Genomic DNA, 20,216 nt, shown 5'->3' with positions numbered 1-20,216 from the left:
GCGGGCTGCGGCGGGATTTAAATAAACAGGGTGTTGTTGTTTTTGGTTATAAGTAGGAACTTTCTGAAACTTGTAATTTAGTGTTTTTTCTTGGTTGTTGGGTTGGCCATGTAGTTGAGAACAAGTTGTGCGCTGTTTCTGCAGGAGCGGCCTTATGCCCAGTTATTTCGTTTTATGGTGGCTAAGACAGCGCAGTACCTGTGGGAGCGGGCGCGCCCGCGAAGCAGGCGACGCGGTGGATGGCACCGGCTTTGCCGGTGTTCGCGGGCATGCCCGCTCCCACAAAGCTTGTGCAAGCTTCCAGATCTTGAGCAAGGCGGCACTCCTGCGTGTCCCTTTACGTAAACGTCACCATATGCCACCTTCTACCTCAGCCTGATGACGGCCAGGGATTTCTCCCGCACACTGCGGAAAATTCCCAAGCCCGTTCCCCGCCACCTAGCGGGGCACAGCCGGAGTAGAAAATGGCGCGACAACTAATAACAAACGCCCACGACCCGCTGCACGAATCCCGCCAGGCCCGCCTCAGGCTGGCCAGCGAAGGCGAGCTGCCACTGGGTATGCTGCGCGACGAGATCGATGCCTCCTGGCGCCGCAGCCTGGGCCATGGCCTGGACTGCCTGCAGGGCGAGCAGGTCGGCCTGGGCCTGGAGCATGGCCACGACCTGCGCATGCTGCTGGAGCGCAACCGCCTGCTGGTCGACGCCGTTACCCCGGAACTGGACTACCTGGTCGCGCGCCAGGGCAAGGCCGGCATCGTCATCCTCGGCGACGCCCAGGCCAATGTGCTGGCCATCGAAGGGCAGAAGCACGTGCTGCAACGCGAGGGCCTGCGCGACCTGCACCCGGGCAGTTGCTGGAGCGAGTCATTGCGTGGCACCAACGCCATCGGCACGGCAGTGGTGGAAGGACGGCCGACGCTGATCAACTGCGGTGAACATTACCTCGACCGCCTCAGCCCGTTCTCCTGCACCTCGGTACCCCTGCGCGACCCGCGCGGCGAGGTGATCGGTGTGCTCGACATCACCCGCGAAGGGGTGATGGCGCAACCGCAGGACAGCCTGACAACGCTGATGCTGGCCGCCGGCAACATCGAAAGCCGCATGTTCGGCCTGTGCCATCCGGAGCAATTGGTGCTGGCCTTCCACAGCCGCCCGCAATACCTCAACAGCGCCTGGCATGGCCTGCTGGCGCTGAGCCTGGACGGTGAAGTGCTGGCTGCCAACGACAGTGCCTGCCAGCTGCTGCAGGTGCCGCGCCACGAGCTGTTGGGCCGGCGCAGCAGCGACCTGCTGGGTGAACGGTCACCGGCCTTTATCGCCCGCCTGTGGCAGGGCGGGGTGAGCAGTGTGCAAACGGCCAAGGGCGAGTTCTACTTCCGCGCCCTGCAGTTGCCGCGCCACGGCCGGGTCAACGGCAGTACGCCGGTGAGCAAGCCGGCGTCGGGCAAGCAGTCGCCGGCGCTCGACGCGCTGGCCGGTGGCGACCCGCGCCTGGCGCGCAACCTGCGCATGGCCCGCCAGGGGCTGGGCAATGGCCTGCCGGTGCTGCTGCTGGGCGAGACCGGTACCGGCAAGGAGGTTGTCGCCCGGGCCCTGCACCAGGCCAGCCCGCGCGCCGACAAACCGTTCGTGGCCGTCAACTGCGCGGCCATCCCCGAAGGGCTGATCGAGTCCGAACTGTTCGGCTACCGTGAAGGCGCGTTCACCGGTTCGCGCCGGGGCGGCATGGTCGGCCGGCTGATGCAGGCCCATGGCGGCACGCTGTTCCTCGACGAAATCGGCGACATGCCGCTAGCGCTGCAGGCGCGCTTGTTGCGGGTACTGCAGGAACGGCGCGTGGCACCACTGGGGGCGGGCGACGAGCAGGACATCGACGTGGCATTGATCTGTGCCACGCACCGCGACCTCAAGCGCCTGGTGCAGGAGCAGCACTTCCGCGAAGACCTTTACTATCGAGTCAACGGCGTGTCGCTGCGCCTGCCGGCACTGCGCGAGCGTGATGACCTGGCGGCGATCATCCAGGGGCTGCTGGACAAGTCAGATGCCCGGGGCGTGACCTTGGACCCGGCCCTGACCGCGTTGCTCGAAGGCTTCGACTGGCCGGGCAACATCCGCCAGCTGGAAATGGTCGTGCGCACCGCGCTGGCCATGCGCGAGGACGGCGAGCAGGTGCTGACCCTCGATCACCTCACCGACTGCCTGCTGGACGAACTGGCCAGCGGCACTGCGCCTTCCGGAAGCCTCAAGGACAACGAGCTGGAGCTGATCCGTGGCGCCTTGGCGCGCCATCAGGGCAACGTGTCCGCGGCGGCCGAGGCGCTGGGTATCAGCCGGGCGACGCTGTACCGCAAGCTCAAACAGTTGCGCGGCTGACGTGGGCGGCCTGTTCGCCCGGCTGGTGGAATCCAGCGACCCTGTGCTCATGCGCCAGGCGTTGGCCTGGCTGTATGGTTTCGTGCGCCCCCATCGACGCGCCATCGGCCTGTTGCTCGGTTTGTCGCTGGGCGCCTCGTTGCTGGCGCTGGCGCAACCCTGGCTGGTCAAGACGCTGATCGACGAGGGGCTGCTGGCCAAGGATTACCAGACCCTCTGGCACATGGCCGCGATCATGATCGGCGCGGGCCTGCTGGGTACCGTGCTGGCCGGGGTCAACCGCTACCTGCACACGCGCTTGTCGGGGCGCATCCTGTTTGCCCTGCGTGACGACCTTTACCGCCACCTGCAGCAGCTGTCACCGACGTTCTACGGGCGGCGGCGCATCGGCGACATCCTTTCGCGGCTGGATGGCGATGTGGCGGAAATCCAGCGCTTTGCCGTGGATTCGCTGTTTTCGGCGGTGTCGGCGGTGATCGGCCTGGTGGGCGCGGTGGTGTTGATGCTGATGCTGTCGTGGCAACTGTCGCTGCTGCTGGCGCTGCTGGTGCCGATCGAAGTGCTGTGGCTGCGCTGGATGCGGCGCAAGGTGGAGCGCGAAGTACGCAACCTGCGTGAGCGCTCGGCAGATGTGTCGTCGTTCCTGGTCGAAACCCTGCCGGCAATGAAGTTCATCCAGGCCGCCGGCCAACAAGGCCGCGAGGCGGGGCGCCTGGACCAGCTGGGCCAGGGCTACATGCGCCAGCTGCTCAAGGTGCAGGTGACCGAATTCTTCACCCAGGCCATCCCTGGCACGCTGACCTCCTGGTGCCGCGCCTGCGCGTTCCTGGTCGGCGGTTGGTGGGTAATCCAGGGCACTTGGCAACTAGGTGCGCTGATCGCCTTTTCCACCTACATGGGCATGGCGGTAGGGCCGGTGCAGAGCCTGCTGGGCCTGTACGTGGCGGTGCAGCGCATGGCGGTGAGCCTGGGGCGGGTGATGGAACTGAAGCAGGAGGCCGTGGCCGTGCGCCCGGCAGCCAACCCGCAGCCGGTGCCCGACGGCCCGGGCGAATTGCGCCTCGAGGGGGTGAGTTTTGCCCATGAAGGGCGCCAGGGCGCGGTGCTGAACAACGTGCAGGTGTGCGTGCCGGGCGGCCTGAAGGTAGCCATCAGTGGTGCCTCGGGGGTGGGCAAGTCGACCCTGATCGACCTGCTGCAGCGCTTCTACGACCCGGACGCCGGGCGCATCCTGCTGGACGGCACCGACCTGCGCGAACTGGACCTGGCTGCGCTGCGCCGGCGCATTGCGGTGGTCAGCCAGGATCTCGTGCTGTTCCGCGGCACCCTGGCACAGAACCTGGCCTACGGCGTGCCCGAGGCCAGCCGTGAGGAGCTGGAGCGGGTGGTGCGCCTGGCGCGGCTGGACAGCCTGGTCGACAGCCTGCCGCTGGGCCTGGACGGCCTGCTGGGTGAGCGTGGCCAGCAGTTGTCGGGCGGGCAGAAACAACGCATTGCCATTGCCCGCGCGGTGCTGCAGGCGCCGGCGATCCTGGTGCTGGACGAGGCCACCTCGGCGGTGGACGAAGCCACCGAGCGCGAAGTGATCGCGGCCATCGACCAGCTGTTCGCCGGCCGCACGCGCATCCTGATCAGCCACCGTGCTTCGACCCTGGCCGATGCCGACCTGCATCTGCAGCTGCACGCTGGCCAGTTGCAGGTGCTGCCCGAGGAGGTGATCAAGCATGGGCACTGACGTGCGTGTTGGCGTGATCGACAGTGGTTGCACGCCGGAGCAGGCCAGCGCCTTGCTGGGCGCGCGCCGCTTCTGGCTGGAGGACGGCCAGTTGCGCGAAGGTGACATGCTGCCCGACCAGCTTGGGCACGGTAGCGCGGTGCTCGCCGGCTTGCAGCGGGAGGCCGGGCCGGTGCCCGTGCTGCTGGCGCAGGTTTTCGGCGCCCAGGCCAGCACCAGTGCCTTGCAGGTGGCGGCCGCGCTGCTGTGGCTGGTGGAGGCGGGGGTTACGCTGGTCAACCTCAGCCTTGGCCTGCAGCAGGACCGGCCTGTGCTGCACCAGGCCTGCGCCGAGGCTTTGGCTGCGGGTGTGCTGTTGTGCGCCTCCAGTCCGGCCCAGGGCGGGCCCGTGTACCCGGCCAGCTACCCCGGGGTGATCCGGGTTACCGGCGATGCCCGCTGTGCGCCGGGCGAGTGGTCCTGGCTGGGTACCCGGCAGGCGGACTTTGGCGGTTATGTGGGCGCGGGCGGCAGGGCGGGCGCGAGCCTGGGCTGTGCGGCCCTGAGTGGCAGGATCGCTGCGTTGCTGCGTAATGAGCCGGGCATGGGCCACCAGCAGGTTCATGATTGGTTGCGCCACCACGCGGCGTTTACCGGCCCCGAGCGACGAGGTGCCGGCCATGGTTGAACCGCGCATTGTGGTGCTGGGGGCAGGCCCTGCGGGTGCGGCCACGGCCATTGGCCTGCGGCGGCTGGGCTATGCGGTGACGGTGGTGTCCGAGTGGCGCCGGTTCGCGGCGGTCGAAGGGGTTTCGCAGCGGGTGCTGGACGGTCTGCGCCACGCCGGCCTTGGCGGGGCGTTGCGCCAGGCGGCGATGCCGGCGACTCGGCAAGTGCACTGGAACGGCCAGCAGCTGCACCTGAACCAGGAGTTTCTGCTGGATCGGCAAAGGTTTGACCGGGCGCTGCGCGACGACCTTCAGCGTGCGGGTGTGAGCGTGGTCGAGGGGCGGGTGCGTGAGGTGGTTCGCGAAGTCGGTCATGGTATTCGCCTGGACGACGGGCAGGTACTGCAGGCCGATTTCCTGGTCGAAGCCCGAGGCCGCCAGGCCCCGCTGGCTGCCGACCGCTTGCGCGGGCCGGAGACGGTCAGCTTGCTGAATGTCTGGCAGGCCGCCCCCGGGGCGCCCGCGTCGGCGGTGGAGAGCCTGGCGGATGGCTGGGCGTGGATGGCGCGCCTGGAAGACGGCCGCTGCTACTGGCAAGTCACCCTGGACGCCGCCGGGCTGCCGGGCAAGGCCGGGTTGGCGGATTATTGCGCGGCGCGGCGAGCCGACAGCGCGCTGGTGGCCGAGCTGTTCGATGCCAGGGCATTGGCGCCGGCAGAGGTGCATGCGCGCAGCAGCACCGCGATTCTGGCCGGTGAGTGCGTCGGGCAGGACTGGATACGCGTGGGCGATGCCGCGATGGCCGTTGACCCACTGTCGGGCAACGGGATCTTCCAGTCGCTGTCTTCGGCGCTGCAGGCGCCGGTGGTGATCAATACCTTGCTGCGCAGGCCCGAGCGGGCCGGGTTGGCGCGGCAGTTTCATCAGCAGCGGATCGAACAGCTGTTTTTGCGTTTTGCCCGGATCGGGCGGGATTTCTATGGGCAAGAGCAGGGGCGGGTGGGGCAGCCGTTCTGGGCGCGGCGGCAGGATTGGCCGGACACGCAGGCATTGCACGTGGCGGCGGACTGGAGCGCGCTGAGGGTCGAGCGGCGGCCAGTGTTGCGTGACGGGCTGGTGGATGAGGCCGAGGTGGTGGTGACGGCGGATCAGCCGTTGGGGGTGTGGCATTTGCAGGGGGTGGAGCTGGCGCCGGTGGTGCGGGGGCTGCGTAGCGGCCGACCTCTCGAGGCAGTGTTGTCAGGCCTGCCAGGGGAGCAGCAGAGGATGGTGCGGCGGTGGTTGTTGGAGCAGGGCTTGGCTTGAGATTGCCGGGGCCGCTTTGCGGCCCTTTCGCGACACAAGGCCGCTCCTACAGGTCCGGCACAGACCTTGAGGGCAGCGCGGTACCTGTAGGAGCGGCCTTGTGTCGCGATGGGCTGCGCAGCAGCCCCAGGATTTCGAATCAGAAGAAAGTCCCGACGATCAGTCCCGGTATTCCTGCGGGGGAGCAGCAGATGATGGTGCGGCGGTGGTTGTTGGAGCAAGGTTTGGCTTGAGATTGCCGGGGCCGCTTTGCGGCCCTTTCGCGACACAAGGCCGCTCCTACAGGTCCGGTACAAACCTTGAGGGCAGCGCTGTACCTGTGGGAGCGGCCTTGTGTCGCGATGGGCTGCGCAGCAGCCCCGGGATCTCGAATCAGAAGAAAGTCCCGACGATCAACTGCATGTAGGTCCCGGTATCCCGCCCGCCCAGCTGCGTTCCGCCATTGGCCGCGCTGCGTTCCGGCTTGTAGAACCCTACCAGCGGGCTGATCAGCAGGTGGTCGTTGACCATCCATTCCACATACAGGTCCAGCTCCCGCCCGCCCAGGTTGCCCTGGTCGGTGTCGAGCGTATCGAAGTCGAAGTACAGCGCGCCGACGGTCAGGTTGTCCCGTGGTTTGCCCTTCAGCGCCACGTGGTGCACCTGGCTGTTGCTGTTGAACGGCCCGGCATAGTTGGCTGCCACCTCACCCTGGAACCAGGTGCCATAGCCACGGCTCAGGCCATAGAACAGCGGGTCGAAGTCTTCGGAAAAGCGGCTGTAGCGGTAGGTGGCAGTGGGGGACCAGGGCAGTTCGGAAAAGGTCCAGTTGCCTTCCAGGTACCAGGCGTTCTCCCGCCCGCCGGTTTTGTCCTGGGTCACGTACTCGGCGGCCAGCTCCAGGTCTTTCACCCCCAGGTTGCCACGCCCGCGCAGGCTGGCGGTGTCCATGCCGTCGCGGTGTTCCAGGCCCATGATCTGCGCGTAGCGCTGGTCCACGTCGAGGCCGCGGATCCAGCTCAGGCCCACGGTGCCGGCGTCGGCGACGTGCTCCAGGTTGGCCACCGCCAGCGAGGTGTCGGCTTGGTAGTGGTTGTCGGACTTCAGCCACATCAGGTCGCTGCGCCAGCCTTGCTTGCCGCCCAGGCGCAGCACGGCGGTGCGGTCGAAGGCCTTGCGTGCGGCCAGGTAGTAGGCGCCGCCGCGGTCGAAGTTGGCGCCCAGGTCGACCTTGCCCAGGTTCACCGGGTCGCCCTGGATCAGGAAGCCGTCGCCCAGGGTCACCACCTGGCGGCCGCCGGAAATGTCCACGCCGTCTTCGCCCAGGGCCGGGAACAGGTTGGCCGAGCGCCAGCCCAGGTATAGGTCTTCGATGGCGGTGCGGCGCTCGTCACCCACGGTCAGGCCGGCGGCATCGCCGTCGCCCCAGGTGGCGGAGCTGAGCAGGTTGAAGGCGCCGTAGAGCGCGCCGCTGTCGGCCAGGGCCTGGCTGCCGCTGAGGCCATATTTGACGTAGCCTTCCTGCCAGGCGGTGCTGCCGGGCTTGCGGTTGCCGGCCAGGTTGAAACTTTCGTCGCTGTGGAAGGCGCCGAACAGGGCTTCGAGGTCGGCGTTGAGGGTGGTGCCGTCGTGGTTGTACAGCTCGTAGGCCTGGGTGACCGGGGCGGCGAACAGCAGGGCCAATGTGCAGGCGAGTTTGTGCCTCATGGTGTGCTCCATGTTTTTGTTGTTTTTGGGGTTGCCTGTACCGACCTCTTCGCGGGCTTGCCCGCTCCCACAGGATTTCCTCAGGTCGTGAAAGGAGTGCAATACCTGTGGGAGCGGGCGAGCCCGCGAAGAGGCCGGTACAGGAAAATGATCAGAGCTTGATCAACACCGATTTCAGCTCGGTGTAGTGCTCGATGGCAGCCGCCCCCATCTCACGGCCGACGCCGGACATCTTGTAGCCGCCAAAGGGCAAGGCAGGGTCGAGGGCGCTGTGGCAGTTGACCCACACCGACCCCGACTTGATGCGTGGGATCATCCGGTGCACGGCGGCCAGGTCGTTGGACCAGATGCTCGCACCCAGGCCATAGGGGTTGTCGTTGGCCATGCCGATCACTTCGTCGATATCGTCGAACGGCATCGCCACCAGCACCGGCCCGAAGATCTCTTCCTGCACCAGGCGGTGGCGCTGGTCGACATCGACGATCACTGTCGGCTTGACGAAATAGCCCGGCCCGAAGCCTTCGCCACCGCAGGCGATGGTCGCGCCCAGCTCGCGGCCAAGCTCGATGTAGCCGGTGACGCGGTCCTGCTGCTTGGCCGAGATCAGCGGGCCCATCTGCACTGCCGGGTCCAGGCCGCTGCCCAGCTTCATGCCGTTGGCGATGCCGGCGATGTCGGCCACCACGTTGTCGAAGTGCTTGCGGTGCACGTACAGGCGGGACCCGGCGCAGCACACCTGGCCCTGGTTGAAGAAGATCGCCGTGGCCGCGCCGGCCGCGGCTTCCTGCAGGTTGGCGTCGGGCATGACGATGGTCGGCGACTTGCCGCCGAGTTCCAGGGTGACGCGGGTCATGTTGTCCATGGCCGCCTTGCCGATCAGCTTGCCGACCTCGGTGGAGCCGGTGAAGGTCAGCTTGTCCACGCCGGGGTGGCGGCTGAGTGCGGCGCCGGCGTTCAGGCCGGTGCCGGTGACCACGTTGAACACGCCAGCCGGGTAGCCGGCTTCGTCCACCAGCTCAGCCAGCTTGAGCACGCTCAGCGGTGTTTCGTCGGCGGGCTTGAGCACTACGGTGCAACCGGTAGCCAGGGCCGGGCCGAGCTTCCAGCAGGCCAGCAGCAGCGGGAAGTTCCAGGCGACGATGGCGCCGACCACGCCCACTGCTTCGCGCCGCACGAAACCATGGAACTGGTCGTTGGGCATCAACGGCATCGAGGCTTCGACGGTGCTACCCTCGATCTTGGTGGCCCAGCCGGCCATGTAGCGCAGGAAGTCGATGGCCAGTTGCACGTCCATCACCTGGGCAACGGCGGCGCTCTTGCCGTTGTTCAGGCATTCCAGTTCGGCCAGCTGGCGGGCGTCGCGCTCCATCAGGTCGGCCAGGCGCCACAGCAGGTTCTGCCGTTCGCGCGGGCGCAGGCGGCTCCACGGCGAATCATCGAAGGCCTGGCGCGCGGCGCGCACGGCGCGGTCGACATCTTCGGCCTCGGCGGCGGGCACTTCACCCAGTACCTCGCCAGTGGCCGGGTTGCGGAACGACAGGGTGCGACCGCTGGCGGCGTCCTGCCAGTCGGCGCCGATGCGCATCTTCAGCTTGCGTTCGAGAAAGGCGCGGGTGGCGGGCAGGATGGGCAGTTCGGAAAGCATGGGACGGTGCCTCTTGTCATTGGATGTGACAGGCATAGGCGCAATGGGCGTGCCAAGGTCGGTAGATGGCTGCAAACCCTTGAGCGGGTTGGGTTTTGTCCTGGTGCAAGGTTGGGATTGCAGAGTTGCGCTGTTGCACATTGAGACGGTGTGAGACGGTGGTGAAACAGTAAAAGCGGGGGCCGCTGTGCGGCCCTTTCGCGACACAAGGCCGCTCCTACAGGCCGTACGCGATCCCTTGTAGGAGCGGCCTTGTGTCGCGAAAGGCCTGCGCAGCAGGCCCAGTGTCTCAAGGTGAAACACTCAGTCGCGGAATGGGACGCTCAAAGAAGCTGTCCTTGCATTGCCATTATCCGGTAATTGACCTCAATGGCTTGATTTAAAACACTTTTACAGCACCTGGCACAGTTCCTGTATCACAACCGTCACATGCACACCTGCTGTACCAAAGCGTGCGAAAACGATAAGAACAACAACCGTGGAGGTCTGACCTTGAAGACGACTCGACTCCGGCGGCATGCGGGCAAACTGGCGCTGGTCGCCGCCGCGCTGCTGAGCACCCAGGCCATGGCGGCCGAGCAGGGCCCGAGCCTGTTGCAGAACAAGTGCATGGGGTGCCATATCCCCGAAGGCAACGACACCTACAGCCGTATCAGCCACCAGCGCAAGACGCCGGAAGGCTGGCTGATGAGCATCGCCCGCATGCAGGTGATGCACGGCCTGCAGATCAGCGACGACGACCGCCGCACCCTGGTCAAGTACCTGGCCGACAAGCAGGGCCTGGCGCCCAGCGAAACCGATGGCGTGCGTTATGCCATGGAGCGCCGACTGAATACCGTCGAGCAGTTCGACACCCAGCTCAGCGAAACCTGTGGCCGTTGCCACTCCGGTGCCCGTGTCGCCTTGCAGCGGCGCCCGGCCAAGGAGTGGGAGCACCTGGTCAACTTCCATCTCGGCCAGTGGCCGTCCCTCGAATACCAGGCCCAGGCGCGTGACCGCGACTGGCTGCCGATCGCCCTGCAACAAGTGGTGCCGGACCTGGCCAAGCGCTACCCGCTGGAAAGCGCGGCGTGGGCCGAATGGCAGAAAGCCAGGCCCAAGGCCGATGCGCTGCCGGGCCAGTGGGCATTCAGCGGCCACATGCTGGCCAAGGGCGATGTACGCGGGGTGATGAGTGTCACGCCTGACCAGGGCGACACCTTCAAGGTCGAGGTCAAGGGCGCTTATGCCGACGGCACGCCGTTCAATGGCAGCGGTTCGGCGATCCTCTACAACGGCTATGAATGGCGTGGCAACGTCAAGGTCGGCGACGCCAACCTGCGTCAGGTGTTCGCCGCGCTGGATGGCGAAATGAAGGGCCGCATGTTCGAGGCCGAGCACGATGAGCGTGGCCTGGACTTCACTGCGGTGAAGGAGGGCAAGGCGCGCCTGCTGGCGGTACAACCGGCATTCATCAAGGCCGGTGGCGAAAGCGAGATCACCTTGGTCGGCAGCGGCCTGGCCGGCAAACCGGACCTGGGCGCTGGCGTGGAAGTGACCGAGGTGTTGGAGCAGACCCCAACCCTGGTACGGGTGAAGGCCCGCGCCGCGGCCGATGCCAAACCTGGCCAGCGCGAAGTCGCCGTAGGGGCGCTCAAGGGCGTCAACCTGGCGGTGTACGACAAGGTCGAGGAAGTGAAAGTGGTGCCGGCGTTCTCCATCGCCCGCATCGGCGAGAACGGCGCGTCGGTGCCCAAGGTGCAGGGCCGCTTCGAGGCCGAAGCCTGGGGCAAGGACGCCAATGGCCAGCCGCTGCGCATCGGCTACCTGCCGGCCAGCTGGAAGGTCGAGCCGTTCAACGAGCGTGCGGTCGAGGACGAAGACGTCAAGTTCGCCGGGAAGATGCAGGCCGATGGCGTGTTCGTGCCAGGCGGTGCCGGCCCCAACCCGGAGCGCAAGATGATGACCAACAACGCCGGCAACCTGAAGGTCATCGCCACCCTGGCCGACGGTGGCCAGACTGGCGAAGGGCACATGATCGTCACCGTACAGCGCTGGAACAACCCGCCGCTGCCGTAACGGCAGGGGGCTTACGGTTTTCCAACGGATCGTTTATCGGGAGGTCGCCATGGGCGCGCTACTGAACCTGGTCGAACGCAACCTGCATGAAGTGCAGGTCGACGCCGACCGCATGCTGTTCCATATCCCCAGCAGTTCGCTGTTTACCGCCGACGCGGTGACCGGCGGCATCATCGACACCCTGCGCCAGCAAGGCTGCTCGGCCGAGGAGCTGATGCAGCGCCTTGGCCAGCAGTTTGCCGGCAGCGATATCCAGGACACCCTGCGCGAGCTGATCGCGCTGGAACTGGTCAGCGACGGCTCGCCGCTGACCCCGGAAATCGCCCTCAAGCAGGTCGAGCGCACGGCGCTGAACACCGTGGTGCTCAACGTCAACACCGGCTGCAACCTCAGCTGCACCTACTGCTACAAGGAAGACCTGGACAAACCGTCCGCGGGCAAGAAGATGAGTACCGCCACCGCCGAGGCTTCGGTGGAGATGCTGCTCAAGGAGTCGCCCGACGAGCAGCGCTACAGCGTGGTGTTCTTCGGTGGCGAGCCGCTGTCCAACCGGCCACTGATCGAGCACATGGTCGCCTACTGCGAGCGGCGCTTCGCCGAGGCCGGCAAGCAGGTGGAGTTCATCATGACCACCAATGCCACCTTGCTCACCGAAGAGATCATCGACTGGCTCAATGCCCACCGCTTCGGCCTGTCGATCAGCATCGACGGCCCCAAGACCGTGCACGACCGAAACCGCATCACCGTGGGCGGGCAGGGCACCTATGACGTGGTGCGGCGCAAGGTCGACATGCTGCTGTCGCGCTACCACAGCCGCCCGGTGGGCGCGCGGGTCACGCTGACCCGTGGCATCACCGACGTCGAGACCATCTGGAACCACCTGTTCAACGAACTGGGCTTCGCTGAAGTCGGCTTTGCCCCGGTCACCTCCGGCGACATGGCCAACTTCAACCTCACCGGCGAAGAACTGGTGCAGGTGTTCGCCAACATGAAGGCGCTGGGCCGGCGTTACCTGGAGGCTGCGCTGGAGCACCGCAACATCGGCTTTTCCAACCTGCACCAGCTGATCACCGACATCCACGAAGGCCACAAGAAGGCCCTGCCATGCGGCGCCGGGCTGAAGATGCTGGCCGTGGACCATGAGGGCGAGCTGAACCTGTGCCACCGCTTCACCGGCTCCAGCCTGCCGACCTTCGGCAATGTGCACCAGGGCGTGAAGCAGGCGCAGCTCAACGACTTCCTGTCGCAGCGCCTGGACCGCAGCAATACCGGCTGCGACAGCTGCCGCATCCGCAACCTGTGCTCCGGCGGCTGCTACCACGAAAGCTATGCCCGCTATGGCGACCCGCAGCACCCGACCTACCACTATTGCGAACTGATGCGCGACTGGGTCGACTTCGGCATCGAAGTCTACAGCCGCATCATGGCCGCCAACCCGGCCTTCATCGATCGCTACATCACCCCGCGGAAGGCGCACTGACATGAAGCACTTGAAGCCCCTGAACAACAAGGCGCGCATCCTCGAGCAGGCCGCCGCCGAAGACCGCGTCGAAGAAGTCATGGCCATGAGCGCGGTGGCGGGCTGCACCGCCACCACCGACCCGGGCTGGGAAGTGGACGCCTTTGGTGGCGTGAGCTCGCTGTGCCAGCCGATGGAGGCCGACCTGTATGGCTGCTCCGACCCTTGCTGGTGGCCGGCCCAGGTGCCGGACATGATGAGCACCTACCAGGACTGGAACGCCCAGGCGAGCAACTCGGCGGAAGACTGGCGCAACCTCGGCACCGTGTTCCCGAAAGACAAGTGACCGGCCCAACAAGAATGACAAGGGGAAACCGCATGAAAGCTGGACGCTGCGCGTCACTCGCGCTCACCATCGCCGCCACGGCCTGTGCCGGGCTGGTACAGGCCGCCGACACCGGGCCGGCGCTGAAGGCTGGTCACGAATACATGATCGTGACCAACTACCCGAACAACCTGCACGTGGTCGATGTGGCCAATGACACGGTATACAAGAGCTGCGTGATGCCCGACAAGTTCGGCCCCGGCACCGCGATGATGGCGCCGGACAACCGCACCGCCTACGTGCTCAACAACCACTACGGCGACATCTACGGCATCGACCTGGACACCTGCAAGAACACCTTCCACGCCAACCTGTCCAGTGTGCCGGGTGAGGTGGGCAGGTCGATGTACTCGTTCGCCATCAGCCCGGACGGCAAGGAAGTGTACGCCACGGTCAACCCGACCCAGCGCCTGAACGACCACTACGTGGTCAAGCCACCGCGGCTGGAAGTGTTCAGCACCGCCGATGGCCTGGAGGCCAAGCCGGTGCGCACCTTCCCGATGCCGCGCCAGGTGTACCTGATGCGTGCGGCGGACGATGGCAGCCTGTACGTCGCCGGGCCGGACATCTACAAGATGGACGTGAAGACCGGCAAGTACACGGTGGCCTTGCCGCTGCGCAACTGGAACCGCAAAGGCTACAGCGCCCCGGACGTGCTGTACTTCTGGCCGCACCAGAGCCCGCGCCACGAGTTCTCGATGCTGTACACCATTGCCAGGTTCAAGGATGACAAGCAGGACCCGGCCACCGCCGATCTGCTGTATGGCTACCTGAGCGTCGACCTGAAGACCGGCAAGACCCACACCCAGGAATTTGCCGACCTGACCGAGCTGTACTTCACCGGGCTGCGTTCGCCGAAAGACCCGAACCAGATCTACGGCGTGCTCAACCGCCTGGCCAAGTACGACCTCGAACAGCGCAAGCTGATCAAGGCGGCGAATCTGGACCACACTTACTACTGCGTGGCCTTCGACACGAAGGGCGACAAGTTGTACCTGGGCGGCACCTTCAATGACCTGGCGGTGTTCAACCCGGATACGCTGGAGAAAGTGAAGAACATCAAGTTGCCGGGTGGGGACATGTCCACCACTACGCCGCAGGTGTTCATCCGTTAGCTCCAGGGTGGCTTCACTGGCCTTTTCGCAGCACAAGGCTGCTCCTACAGGCTACTGCGCTCCAATGTAGGAGCAGCCTTGTGCTGCGAAGAGGCCCGCTCAATCAACACAAGAACAACAAGAGACCGCCCATGCCCCAGCCAAGCTACTCCCAGGGCAACCAGGACAAACCCCTGCTTACCCAGTGCATCGGCGACGCCTTCGACACCACCGTCGCCCGCTTCCCCGAACGTGACGCTTTGGTCGTTTGCCACCAGGCCCTGCGCTACACCTGGCAGCAACTGGCCGAAGCCGTCGACCAGCATGCCCGTGCGCTGATGGCCCTGGGCGTGCAGCCCGGTGACCGCCTCGGTATCTGGGCACCCAACTGCGCAGAGTGGTGCATCACCCAGTTCGCCAGCGCCAAGGTGGGCGCGATCCTGGTCAACATCAACCCGGCCTACCGCTCCAGCGAACTGGACTACGCCCTCGGCCAGTCCGGCTGCCGCTGGGTGATCTGCGCCGACGCGTTCAAGACCTCCGACTACCACGCCATGCTGCTGGGGCTGGTCCCGGGCCTGGCCGGCGGCCAGCCGGGCGCCCTGATCTGCGAACGCTTCCCCGAGCTGCGCGGTGTGGTCAGCCTGGCCGTCGCGCCACCGCCGGGCTTCCTGGCCTGGCACGACCTGCAGGCCCGTGCCGCGGCCGTAAGCCGCGAAGCCCTGGCCGAGCGCCAGGCACAGCTGCGCTGCGACGACCCGATCAATATCCAGTACACCTCGGGCACCACCGGTTTCCCGAAAGGCGCCACCCTCAGCCACAGCAACATCCTCAACAACGGTTACATGGTCGGTGAAAGCCTGGGCCTGACCGAGCATGACCGGCTGGTGGTGCCGGTGCCGCTGTACCACTGCTTTGGCATGGTCATGGCCAACCTCGGTTGCATGACCCACGGCAGCACCCTGATCTACCCCAACGACGCCTTCGACCCGCTGGCCACCCTGCGTGCGGTGGCGGAAGAAAAGGCCACGGCGTTGTATGGTGTGCCGACCATGTTCATCGCCGAACTGGACCACCCCCAGCGCGGCGAGTTCGACCTGTCGGGCCTGCGCACCGGGATCATGGCCGGTGCCACCTGCCCGATCGAAGTGATGCGCCGGGTTATCGGCGAGATGCACATGGCCGAGGTGCAGATTGCCTACGGCATGACCGAAACCAGCCCGGTGTCGCTGCAGACCGGCGCCAGCGACGACCTCGAGCGCCGCGTGACCAGCGTCGGGCGCACCCAGCCGCGGCTGGAGAACAAGGTGATCGATGCCGATGGCAACAGCGTGCCGCGTGGCGAGATTGGCGAGCTGTGCACGCGGGGTTACAGCGTGATGCTGGGCTACTGGAACAACCCCAAGGCCACGGCCGAAAGCATCGATGAGGACGGCTGGATGCACACCGGCGACCTGGCGGTGATGGACGAGCAGGGGTATGTGCGTATTGTCGGGCGCAGCAAGGACATGATCATTCGCGGCGGCGAGAACATCTACCCGCGCGAGCTGGAGGAGTTCTTCTTCACCCACCCGGCGGTGGCCGATGTGCAGGTGATTGGCGTGCCGTGCAGCAAGTACGGTGAAGAGATCGTGGCCTGGGTGCGGCTGCACCCGGGGCATACGGCCAGTGCGGAGGAACTGCGCGATTGGGCGAAGGCGCGGATCGCGCACTTCAAGGTGCCGCGGTACTTCCGCTTTGTCGATGAGTTCCCGATGACGGTGACCGGCAAGGTGCAGAAGTTCCGCATGCGCGAGATCAGTGTCGAGGAATTGTCTGCCGGGTAAATCACCAGCTGAAGGGAAATGGGGCCTCTGTAGGAGCGGCCTTGTGTCGCGAAAGGGCTGCACAGCAGCCCCGGCAATTCATGCATCGCTGCTGAAATCCCGGGGCCGCTTTGCGGCCCTTTCGCGACACAAGGCCGCTCCTACAAGGACCGCGCAGGCCTCAAGGGCAGTGGAGAACCTGTGGGAGCGGGCGTGCCCGCGAAGAGGCCAGTACAGGCAGCAGATGACCTCAGCCTTGCAACAGCTCCGGGCTGTTGAAGTTGCTCAACCTGCGATCATCGTCGGCACATTCCAGCCCTTGCACCGCTTCACGCAGCAAGGCCTTCTGCAAACTCCGCTCGCCCGCCGCCCAGGCCTGCTCCAGCACCGGCAACACCCGGCGTGGCAGCACGCTGAACATCGGCTGCCAGTACCCACCCTGGCGCACCATGGCCGCACTGTCACTGGTCACTGCCAGCCGCAGCAGGTCCTCGATCAACCCTCGGTCAACCAGCGGTGCATCACAGGCCAGCAGCACCACCCATTCATGCCGCGCCACCTTGAGCCCGGCAATCACCCCCGCCAACGGCCCGGGGTAGTCCGCCTCGGCATCGCCCACCAACTGGTCGGCATACGCCCGGTAGGCCTGCTGGTTACGGTTGCAGGAAATCACCAAGTCATCGCTGAGCGGCCGTACCACGCGCTGCACATGCGCCACCAGCGGTTCGCCCTGCCAGTCGACCAGGCCCTTGTCGCGGCCGCCCATGCGCTGGCCGCGGCCACCGGCGAGAATGAGGATGGAGCAGGGGGGCAGGGCATCAGGCATGAAAAAGGGTTCCGGGCAGTCATTGCCGGGAACCCTCCCATTTCACGCGGGGCTTGTCCAGTCAGCTTTCGCTGGTCACGGCCTGCGTGTCGGCATTACCCGCCTGGCGTCGCCCGGCAAGGCGCATCACCACCACGAAGAACACCGGCACGAACACCACTGCCAAGGTGGCGCTGAGCATGCCGCCGATCACCCCGGTGCCGATCGCCTGCTGGCTGGCCGAACTGGCGCCGCTGGCAATGGCCAGTGGCACCACGCCCAGGATGAACGCCAGCGAGGTCATCACGATCGGCCGCAGGCGCAGGCGCGCGGCCTGCACGGCGGCGTCGGCGGCATCGACGCCCTGGTCGACCAGGCTCTTGGCGAACTCGATGATCAGGATGGCGTTCTTCGCCGACAGGCCGATCAGGGTGATCAGGCCGACCTTGAAGAACACGTCGTTGGGCATGCCGCGCAGGGTCACCGCCAGCACCGCACCGAGCACGCCCAGCGGTACTACCAGCAGTACTGCGGTGGGGATCGACCAGCTTTCGTACAGCGCAGCCAGGCACAGGAACACCACCAGCAACGACAGCGCCATCAGCATCGGTGCCTGGCTGCCGGACAGCCGCTCCTGCAGCGACAGGCCCGTCCATTCCAGGCCGGCGCCGGCCGGCAGCTGGGCGACCAGGCGCTCGATCTCTGCCATGGCTTCGCCCGAACTGTAGCCGGCCGCCGGTTCGCCGGAAATCGACACCGCCGGGTAGCCGTTGTAGCGGGTCAGCTGCACCGGGCCGCTGACCCACCTGGCCTGGACGAAGGCACCCAGTGGCACCATCTTGCCGCTGTCGTTGCGCACGTGGATCTTCAGCAGGTCTTCGACCTGGCTGCGCTGGTCGCCTTCGGCCTGCACCACCACCCGCTGCATGCGGCCCTGGTTGGGGAAGTCGTTGACGTAGCTGGAACCCACGGCCACGTCCAGCACCGAGCCGATATCGGCAAACGATACGCCCAGGGCGTTGGCCTGGCGGCGGTCGATTTCCAGTTGTACCTGCGGGCTTTCCGCCAGCGAGGCTTCGCGCACGTTGGTCAGCACCTTGCTCTTGCCGGCATTGGCCAGCAGCTCGTCGCGGGCGGCCATCAGCTCGGCGTGGCCCATGCCGCCGCGGTCCTGCAGGCGGAACTCGAAGCCGGTCGACTCGCCAAGGCCGTCGATCGGCGGCGGCAGCACGGCGTAGGCCACGGCGTCCTTGAGCTGGGTGAAGGCCATGGTCGCGCGGTCGGCAATCGACTGGGCGCTGTCGTCGGCGCCGCGTTCGGACCAGTCCTTGAGCGTGGTGAAGGCCAGTGCCGCGTTCTGCCCGCTGCCCGAGAAGCTGAAACCCAGGATCAAGGTGGTGTTACCCACGCCGGGCTCTTCGGCGTTGTGCGCCTCGATCTGTGCCGCCACCTGTTCGGTGCGCATGCGGCTGGCGCCAGGCGGCAGCTGGATATCGGTGATGGTGTAGCCCTGGTCTTCGGTGGGCAGGAACGCCGTGGGCAGCTGGCTGAAGCCATAGCCCAGCACCGCCAGCAGCAGCGCGTATACCAGCAGGTAGCGGCCGCTGCGCTTGAGCGCCTGCATCACCCAGCGCTGGTAGCCGTTGCTCATGCCCTCGAAGCGGCGGTTGAACCAGCCGAAGAAGCCCTTGCGTTCGTGGTGCTCGCCCTTGGCCACCGGCTTGAGCAGGGTGGCACACAGCGCCGGGGTCAGGCTGAGGGCCAGGAACGCCGAGAACAGGATCGACACTGCCATCGACAGCGAGAACTGCTGGTAGATCACCCCCACCGAGCCTTGCATGAAGGCCATGGGCAGGAACACCGCCACCAGCACCAGGGTAATGCCGACGATCGCACCGCTGATCTGGCCCATGGCCTTGCGCGTAGCTTCCTTGGGCGGCAGGCCTTCCTCGGCCATGATCCGCTCGACGTTCTCCACCACCACGATGGCATCGTCGACCAGGATGCCGATGGCCAGCACCATGCCGAACAGGGTCAGCACATTGACCGAGAAGCCCATGGCCAGCATCACGGCGAAGGTGCCCATCAGGGCCACCGGCACCACCAGGGTCGGGATCAGGGTGTAGCGCAGGTTTTGCAGGAACAGGAACATCACCGCGAACACCAGCAGCATGGCCTCGAACAGGGTGTTGATGACCTGCTCGATCGACACCTTGACGAATGGCGAGGTGTCGTAGGGGATGTCGTACTTGACGCCTTCGGGGAAGTAGCGCGCCAGGTCCTGCATCTTCGCCCGCACCAGGGTGGCGGTTTCCATGGCGTTGGCGCCCGGCGACAGCTGCACGCTGAAGGCGGTGGCCGGCTTGCCGTTCAGGCGCGTGCCGTACTGGTATTCCTGGGCACCGATCTCGACCCGGGCGACATCGCCGATGGTCACCGTGGAACCGTCCGGGTTGGCACGCAGGACAATCCCGGCGAACTCCTCCGGGGTGCTCAGCTGGCCCTTGACCACCACGTTGGCGGTGATTTCCTGGGTGCCACGGGTGGGCAGGTCACCAATGCTGCCGGGGGCCACCTGGGCGTTCTGCGCGGAAATGGCCTCGGCCACGTCGTTGGGCGTGAGGTTGAAGCCGATCAGCTTGCGCGGGTCGATCCAGATGCGCATGGCACGTTCCGAACCATACAGCTGGGCCTTGCCGACGCCCTTCAGGCGACGGATCTCGTCCATCACGTTGCGCGCGAGGATATCCGACAGAGCGGTTTCGTCGAGCTTGCCGTCTTCGGAGGTGAGGGTGGCCAGCAGCAGGAAGCCGGTGGAGACCTTTTCCACCTGCAGGCCTTGCTGGGTTACCGGGCGCGGCAGGCGCGACTCGACCACCTTCAGGCGGTTCTGCACGTCGACCTGGGCCAGGTCCGGGTTGGTGCCCGGGGCGAAGGTGGCGGTGATGGTGGCGCTGCCCAGGCTGCTCTGCGACTCGAAGTACAGCAGGTTGTCGGCGCCATTGAGCTCCTGCTCGATCAGGCTGACCACGCTCTCGTCCATGGTCGCCGCCGAGGCGCCCGGGTACACGGCGTAGATTTCCACCTGCGGCGGGGCCACGTTGGGGTACTGGGCCACCGGCAGCTGCGGGATGGCCAGGGCACCGGCCAGCAGGATGAACAGGGCGACCACCCAGGCGAATACCGGGCGGTCGATGAAGAATTGCGGCATGAATCA

The 20,216-nt window shown here is 66.1% G+C and carries 13 protein-coding genes; 9 read left to right on the top strand and 4 right to left on the bottom strand.

The features are described 5' to 3' along the window. The first annotated feature begins 464 nt into the window (after positions 1–464). From ACGLHT_RS25925 to ACGLHT_RS25910, 4 genes are read left to right on the top strand one after another with little or no spacing between them, the layout of a single operon-like run. Complete coding sequence (locus ACGLHT_RS25925; protein ID WP_274119910.1) at positions 465–2,375, top strand: sigma-54-dependent Fis family transcriptional regulator; 1,911 nt, start codon at positions 465–467, stop codon at positions 2,373–2,375. A 1-nt stretch (position 2,376) separates the two neighbouring features. Then, the gene (locus tag ACGLHT_RS25920) at positions 2,377–4,110 is read left to right on the top strand and encodes an ABC transporter ATP-binding protein (RefSeq protein ID WP_274119909.1); all 1,734 of its coding nucleotides are present in this window, start codon (positions 2,377–2,379) and stop codon (positions 4,108–4,110) included. Beyond that, a complete protein-coding gene (locus ACGLHT_RS25915; protein WP_137164132.1) occupies positions 4,100–4,777 on the top strand; it encodes a peptidase S8 and S53 subtilisin kexin sedolisin in 678 nt (225 codons plus the stop codon). The genes ACGLHT_RS25920 and ACGLHT_RS25915 overlap by 11 nt, the downstream gene beginning before the upstream one ends. After that, entirely contained in the window at positions 4,770–6,062 is a 1,293-nt protein-coding gene (locus ACGLHT_RS25910) for an NAD(P)/FAD-dependent oxidoreductase (RefSeq protein WP_274119908.1), read from the top strand. The genes ACGLHT_RS25915 and ACGLHT_RS25910 overlap by 8 nt, the downstream gene beginning before the upstream one ends. Positions 6,063–6,434: 372 nt before the next feature. Here ACGLHT_RS25910 and ACGLHT_RS25905 read toward each other — a convergent pair whose 3' ends face one another. Both ACGLHT_RS25905 and ACGLHT_RS25900 read right to left on the bottom strand, forming a co-directional pair. After that, entirely contained in the window at positions 6,435–7,748 is a 1,314-nt protein-coding gene (locus ACGLHT_RS25905; RefSeq protein WP_274119907.1) for a hypothetical protein, read from the bottom strand. Positions 7,749–7,899: 151 nt separating this feature from the next. Then, the gene (locus tag ACGLHT_RS25900) at positions 7,900–9,393 is read right to left on the bottom strand and encodes an aldehyde dehydrogenase (protein WP_046614337.1); all 1,494 of its coding nucleotides are present in this window, start codon (positions 9,391–9,393) and stop codon (positions 7,900–7,902) included. 492 nt (positions 9,394–9,885) lie between these two features. Here ACGLHT_RS25900 and peaA point away from each other — a divergent pair, with 492 nt between their 5' ends. The 5 genes from peaA to ACGLHT_RS25875 all read left to right on the top strand — a co-directional run bounded on the left by peaA (position 9,886) and on the right by ACGLHT_RS25875 (position 16,215). Further along, the gene (peaA, locus tag ACGLHT_RS25895) at positions 9,886–11,451 is read left to right on the top strand and encodes a quinohemoprotein amine dehydrogenase subunit alpha (RefSeq protein ID WP_047934355.1); all 1,566 of its coding nucleotides are present in this window, start codon (positions 9,886–9,888) and stop codon (positions 11,449–11,451) included. 49 nt (positions 11,452–11,500) lie between these two features. Continuing rightward, positions 11,501–12,931 carry a quinohemoprotein amine dehydrogenase maturation protein gene (peaB, locus tag ACGLHT_RS25890; protein WP_013972844.1) on the top strand — a complete coding sequence of 477 codons (1,431 nt, stop codon included), beginning with the start codon at positions 11,501–11,503 and terminating at the stop codon, positions 12,929–12,931. Between the two features lies 1 nt (position 12,932). Next, positions 12,933–13,256 carry a quinohemoprotein amine dehydrogenase subunit gamma gene (qhpC, locus tag ACGLHT_RS25885; protein ID WP_004375838.1) on the top strand — a complete coding sequence of 108 codons (324 nt, stop codon included), beginning with the start codon at positions 12,933–12,935 and terminating at the stop codon, positions 13,254–13,256. A gap of 32 nt (positions 13,257–13,288) precedes the next feature. Further along, positions 13,289–14,410, top strand: coding sequence for a quinohemoprotein amine dehydrogenase subunit beta (gene peaD / locus ACGLHT_RS25880; protein WP_274079207.1), 1,122 nt, complete (start codon positions 13,289–13,291; stop codon positions 14,408–14,410). 131 nt (positions 14,411–14,541) lie between these two features. After that, positions 14,542–16,215, top strand: a complete 1,674-nt coding sequence (locus ACGLHT_RS25875) for a fatty acid CoA ligase family protein (RefSeq protein ID WP_137164127.1) — start codon at positions 14,542–14,544, stop codon at positions 16,213–16,215. 229 nt (positions 16,216–16,444) lie between these two features. Here the strand turns inward: ACGLHT_RS25875 and mobA are convergent, their stop codons facing one another. Both mobA and ACGLHT_RS25865 read right to left on the bottom strand, forming a co-directional pair. Continuing rightward, positions 16,445–17,020: a molybdenum cofactor guanylyltransferase MobA gene (gene mobA / locus ACGLHT_RS25870; RefSeq protein ID WP_085665539.1), complete on the bottom strand. Its 576-nt coding sequence runs from the start codon at positions 17,018–17,020 to the stop codon at positions 16,445–16,447. 61 nt (positions 17,021–17,081) lie between these two features. Beyond that, complete coding sequence (locus tag ACGLHT_RS25865; RefSeq protein ID WP_274119906.1) at positions 17,082–20,210, bottom strand: efflux RND transporter permease subunit; 3,129 nt, start codon at positions 20,208–20,210, stop codon at positions 17,082–17,084. Positions 20,211–20,216 lie beyond the last annotated feature (6 nt).

This window comes from Pseudomonas sp. PsB (assembly GCF_043658375.1).
Classification (GTDB): Bacteria; Pseudomonadota; Gammaproteobacteria; order Pseudomonadales; family Pseudomonadaceae; genus Aquipseudomonas; species Aquipseudomonas putida_Z.
The sequence above is the reverse complement of the archived record's forward strand: the minus strand, read 5'-3'. Positions and strand labels throughout refer to the sequence as shown.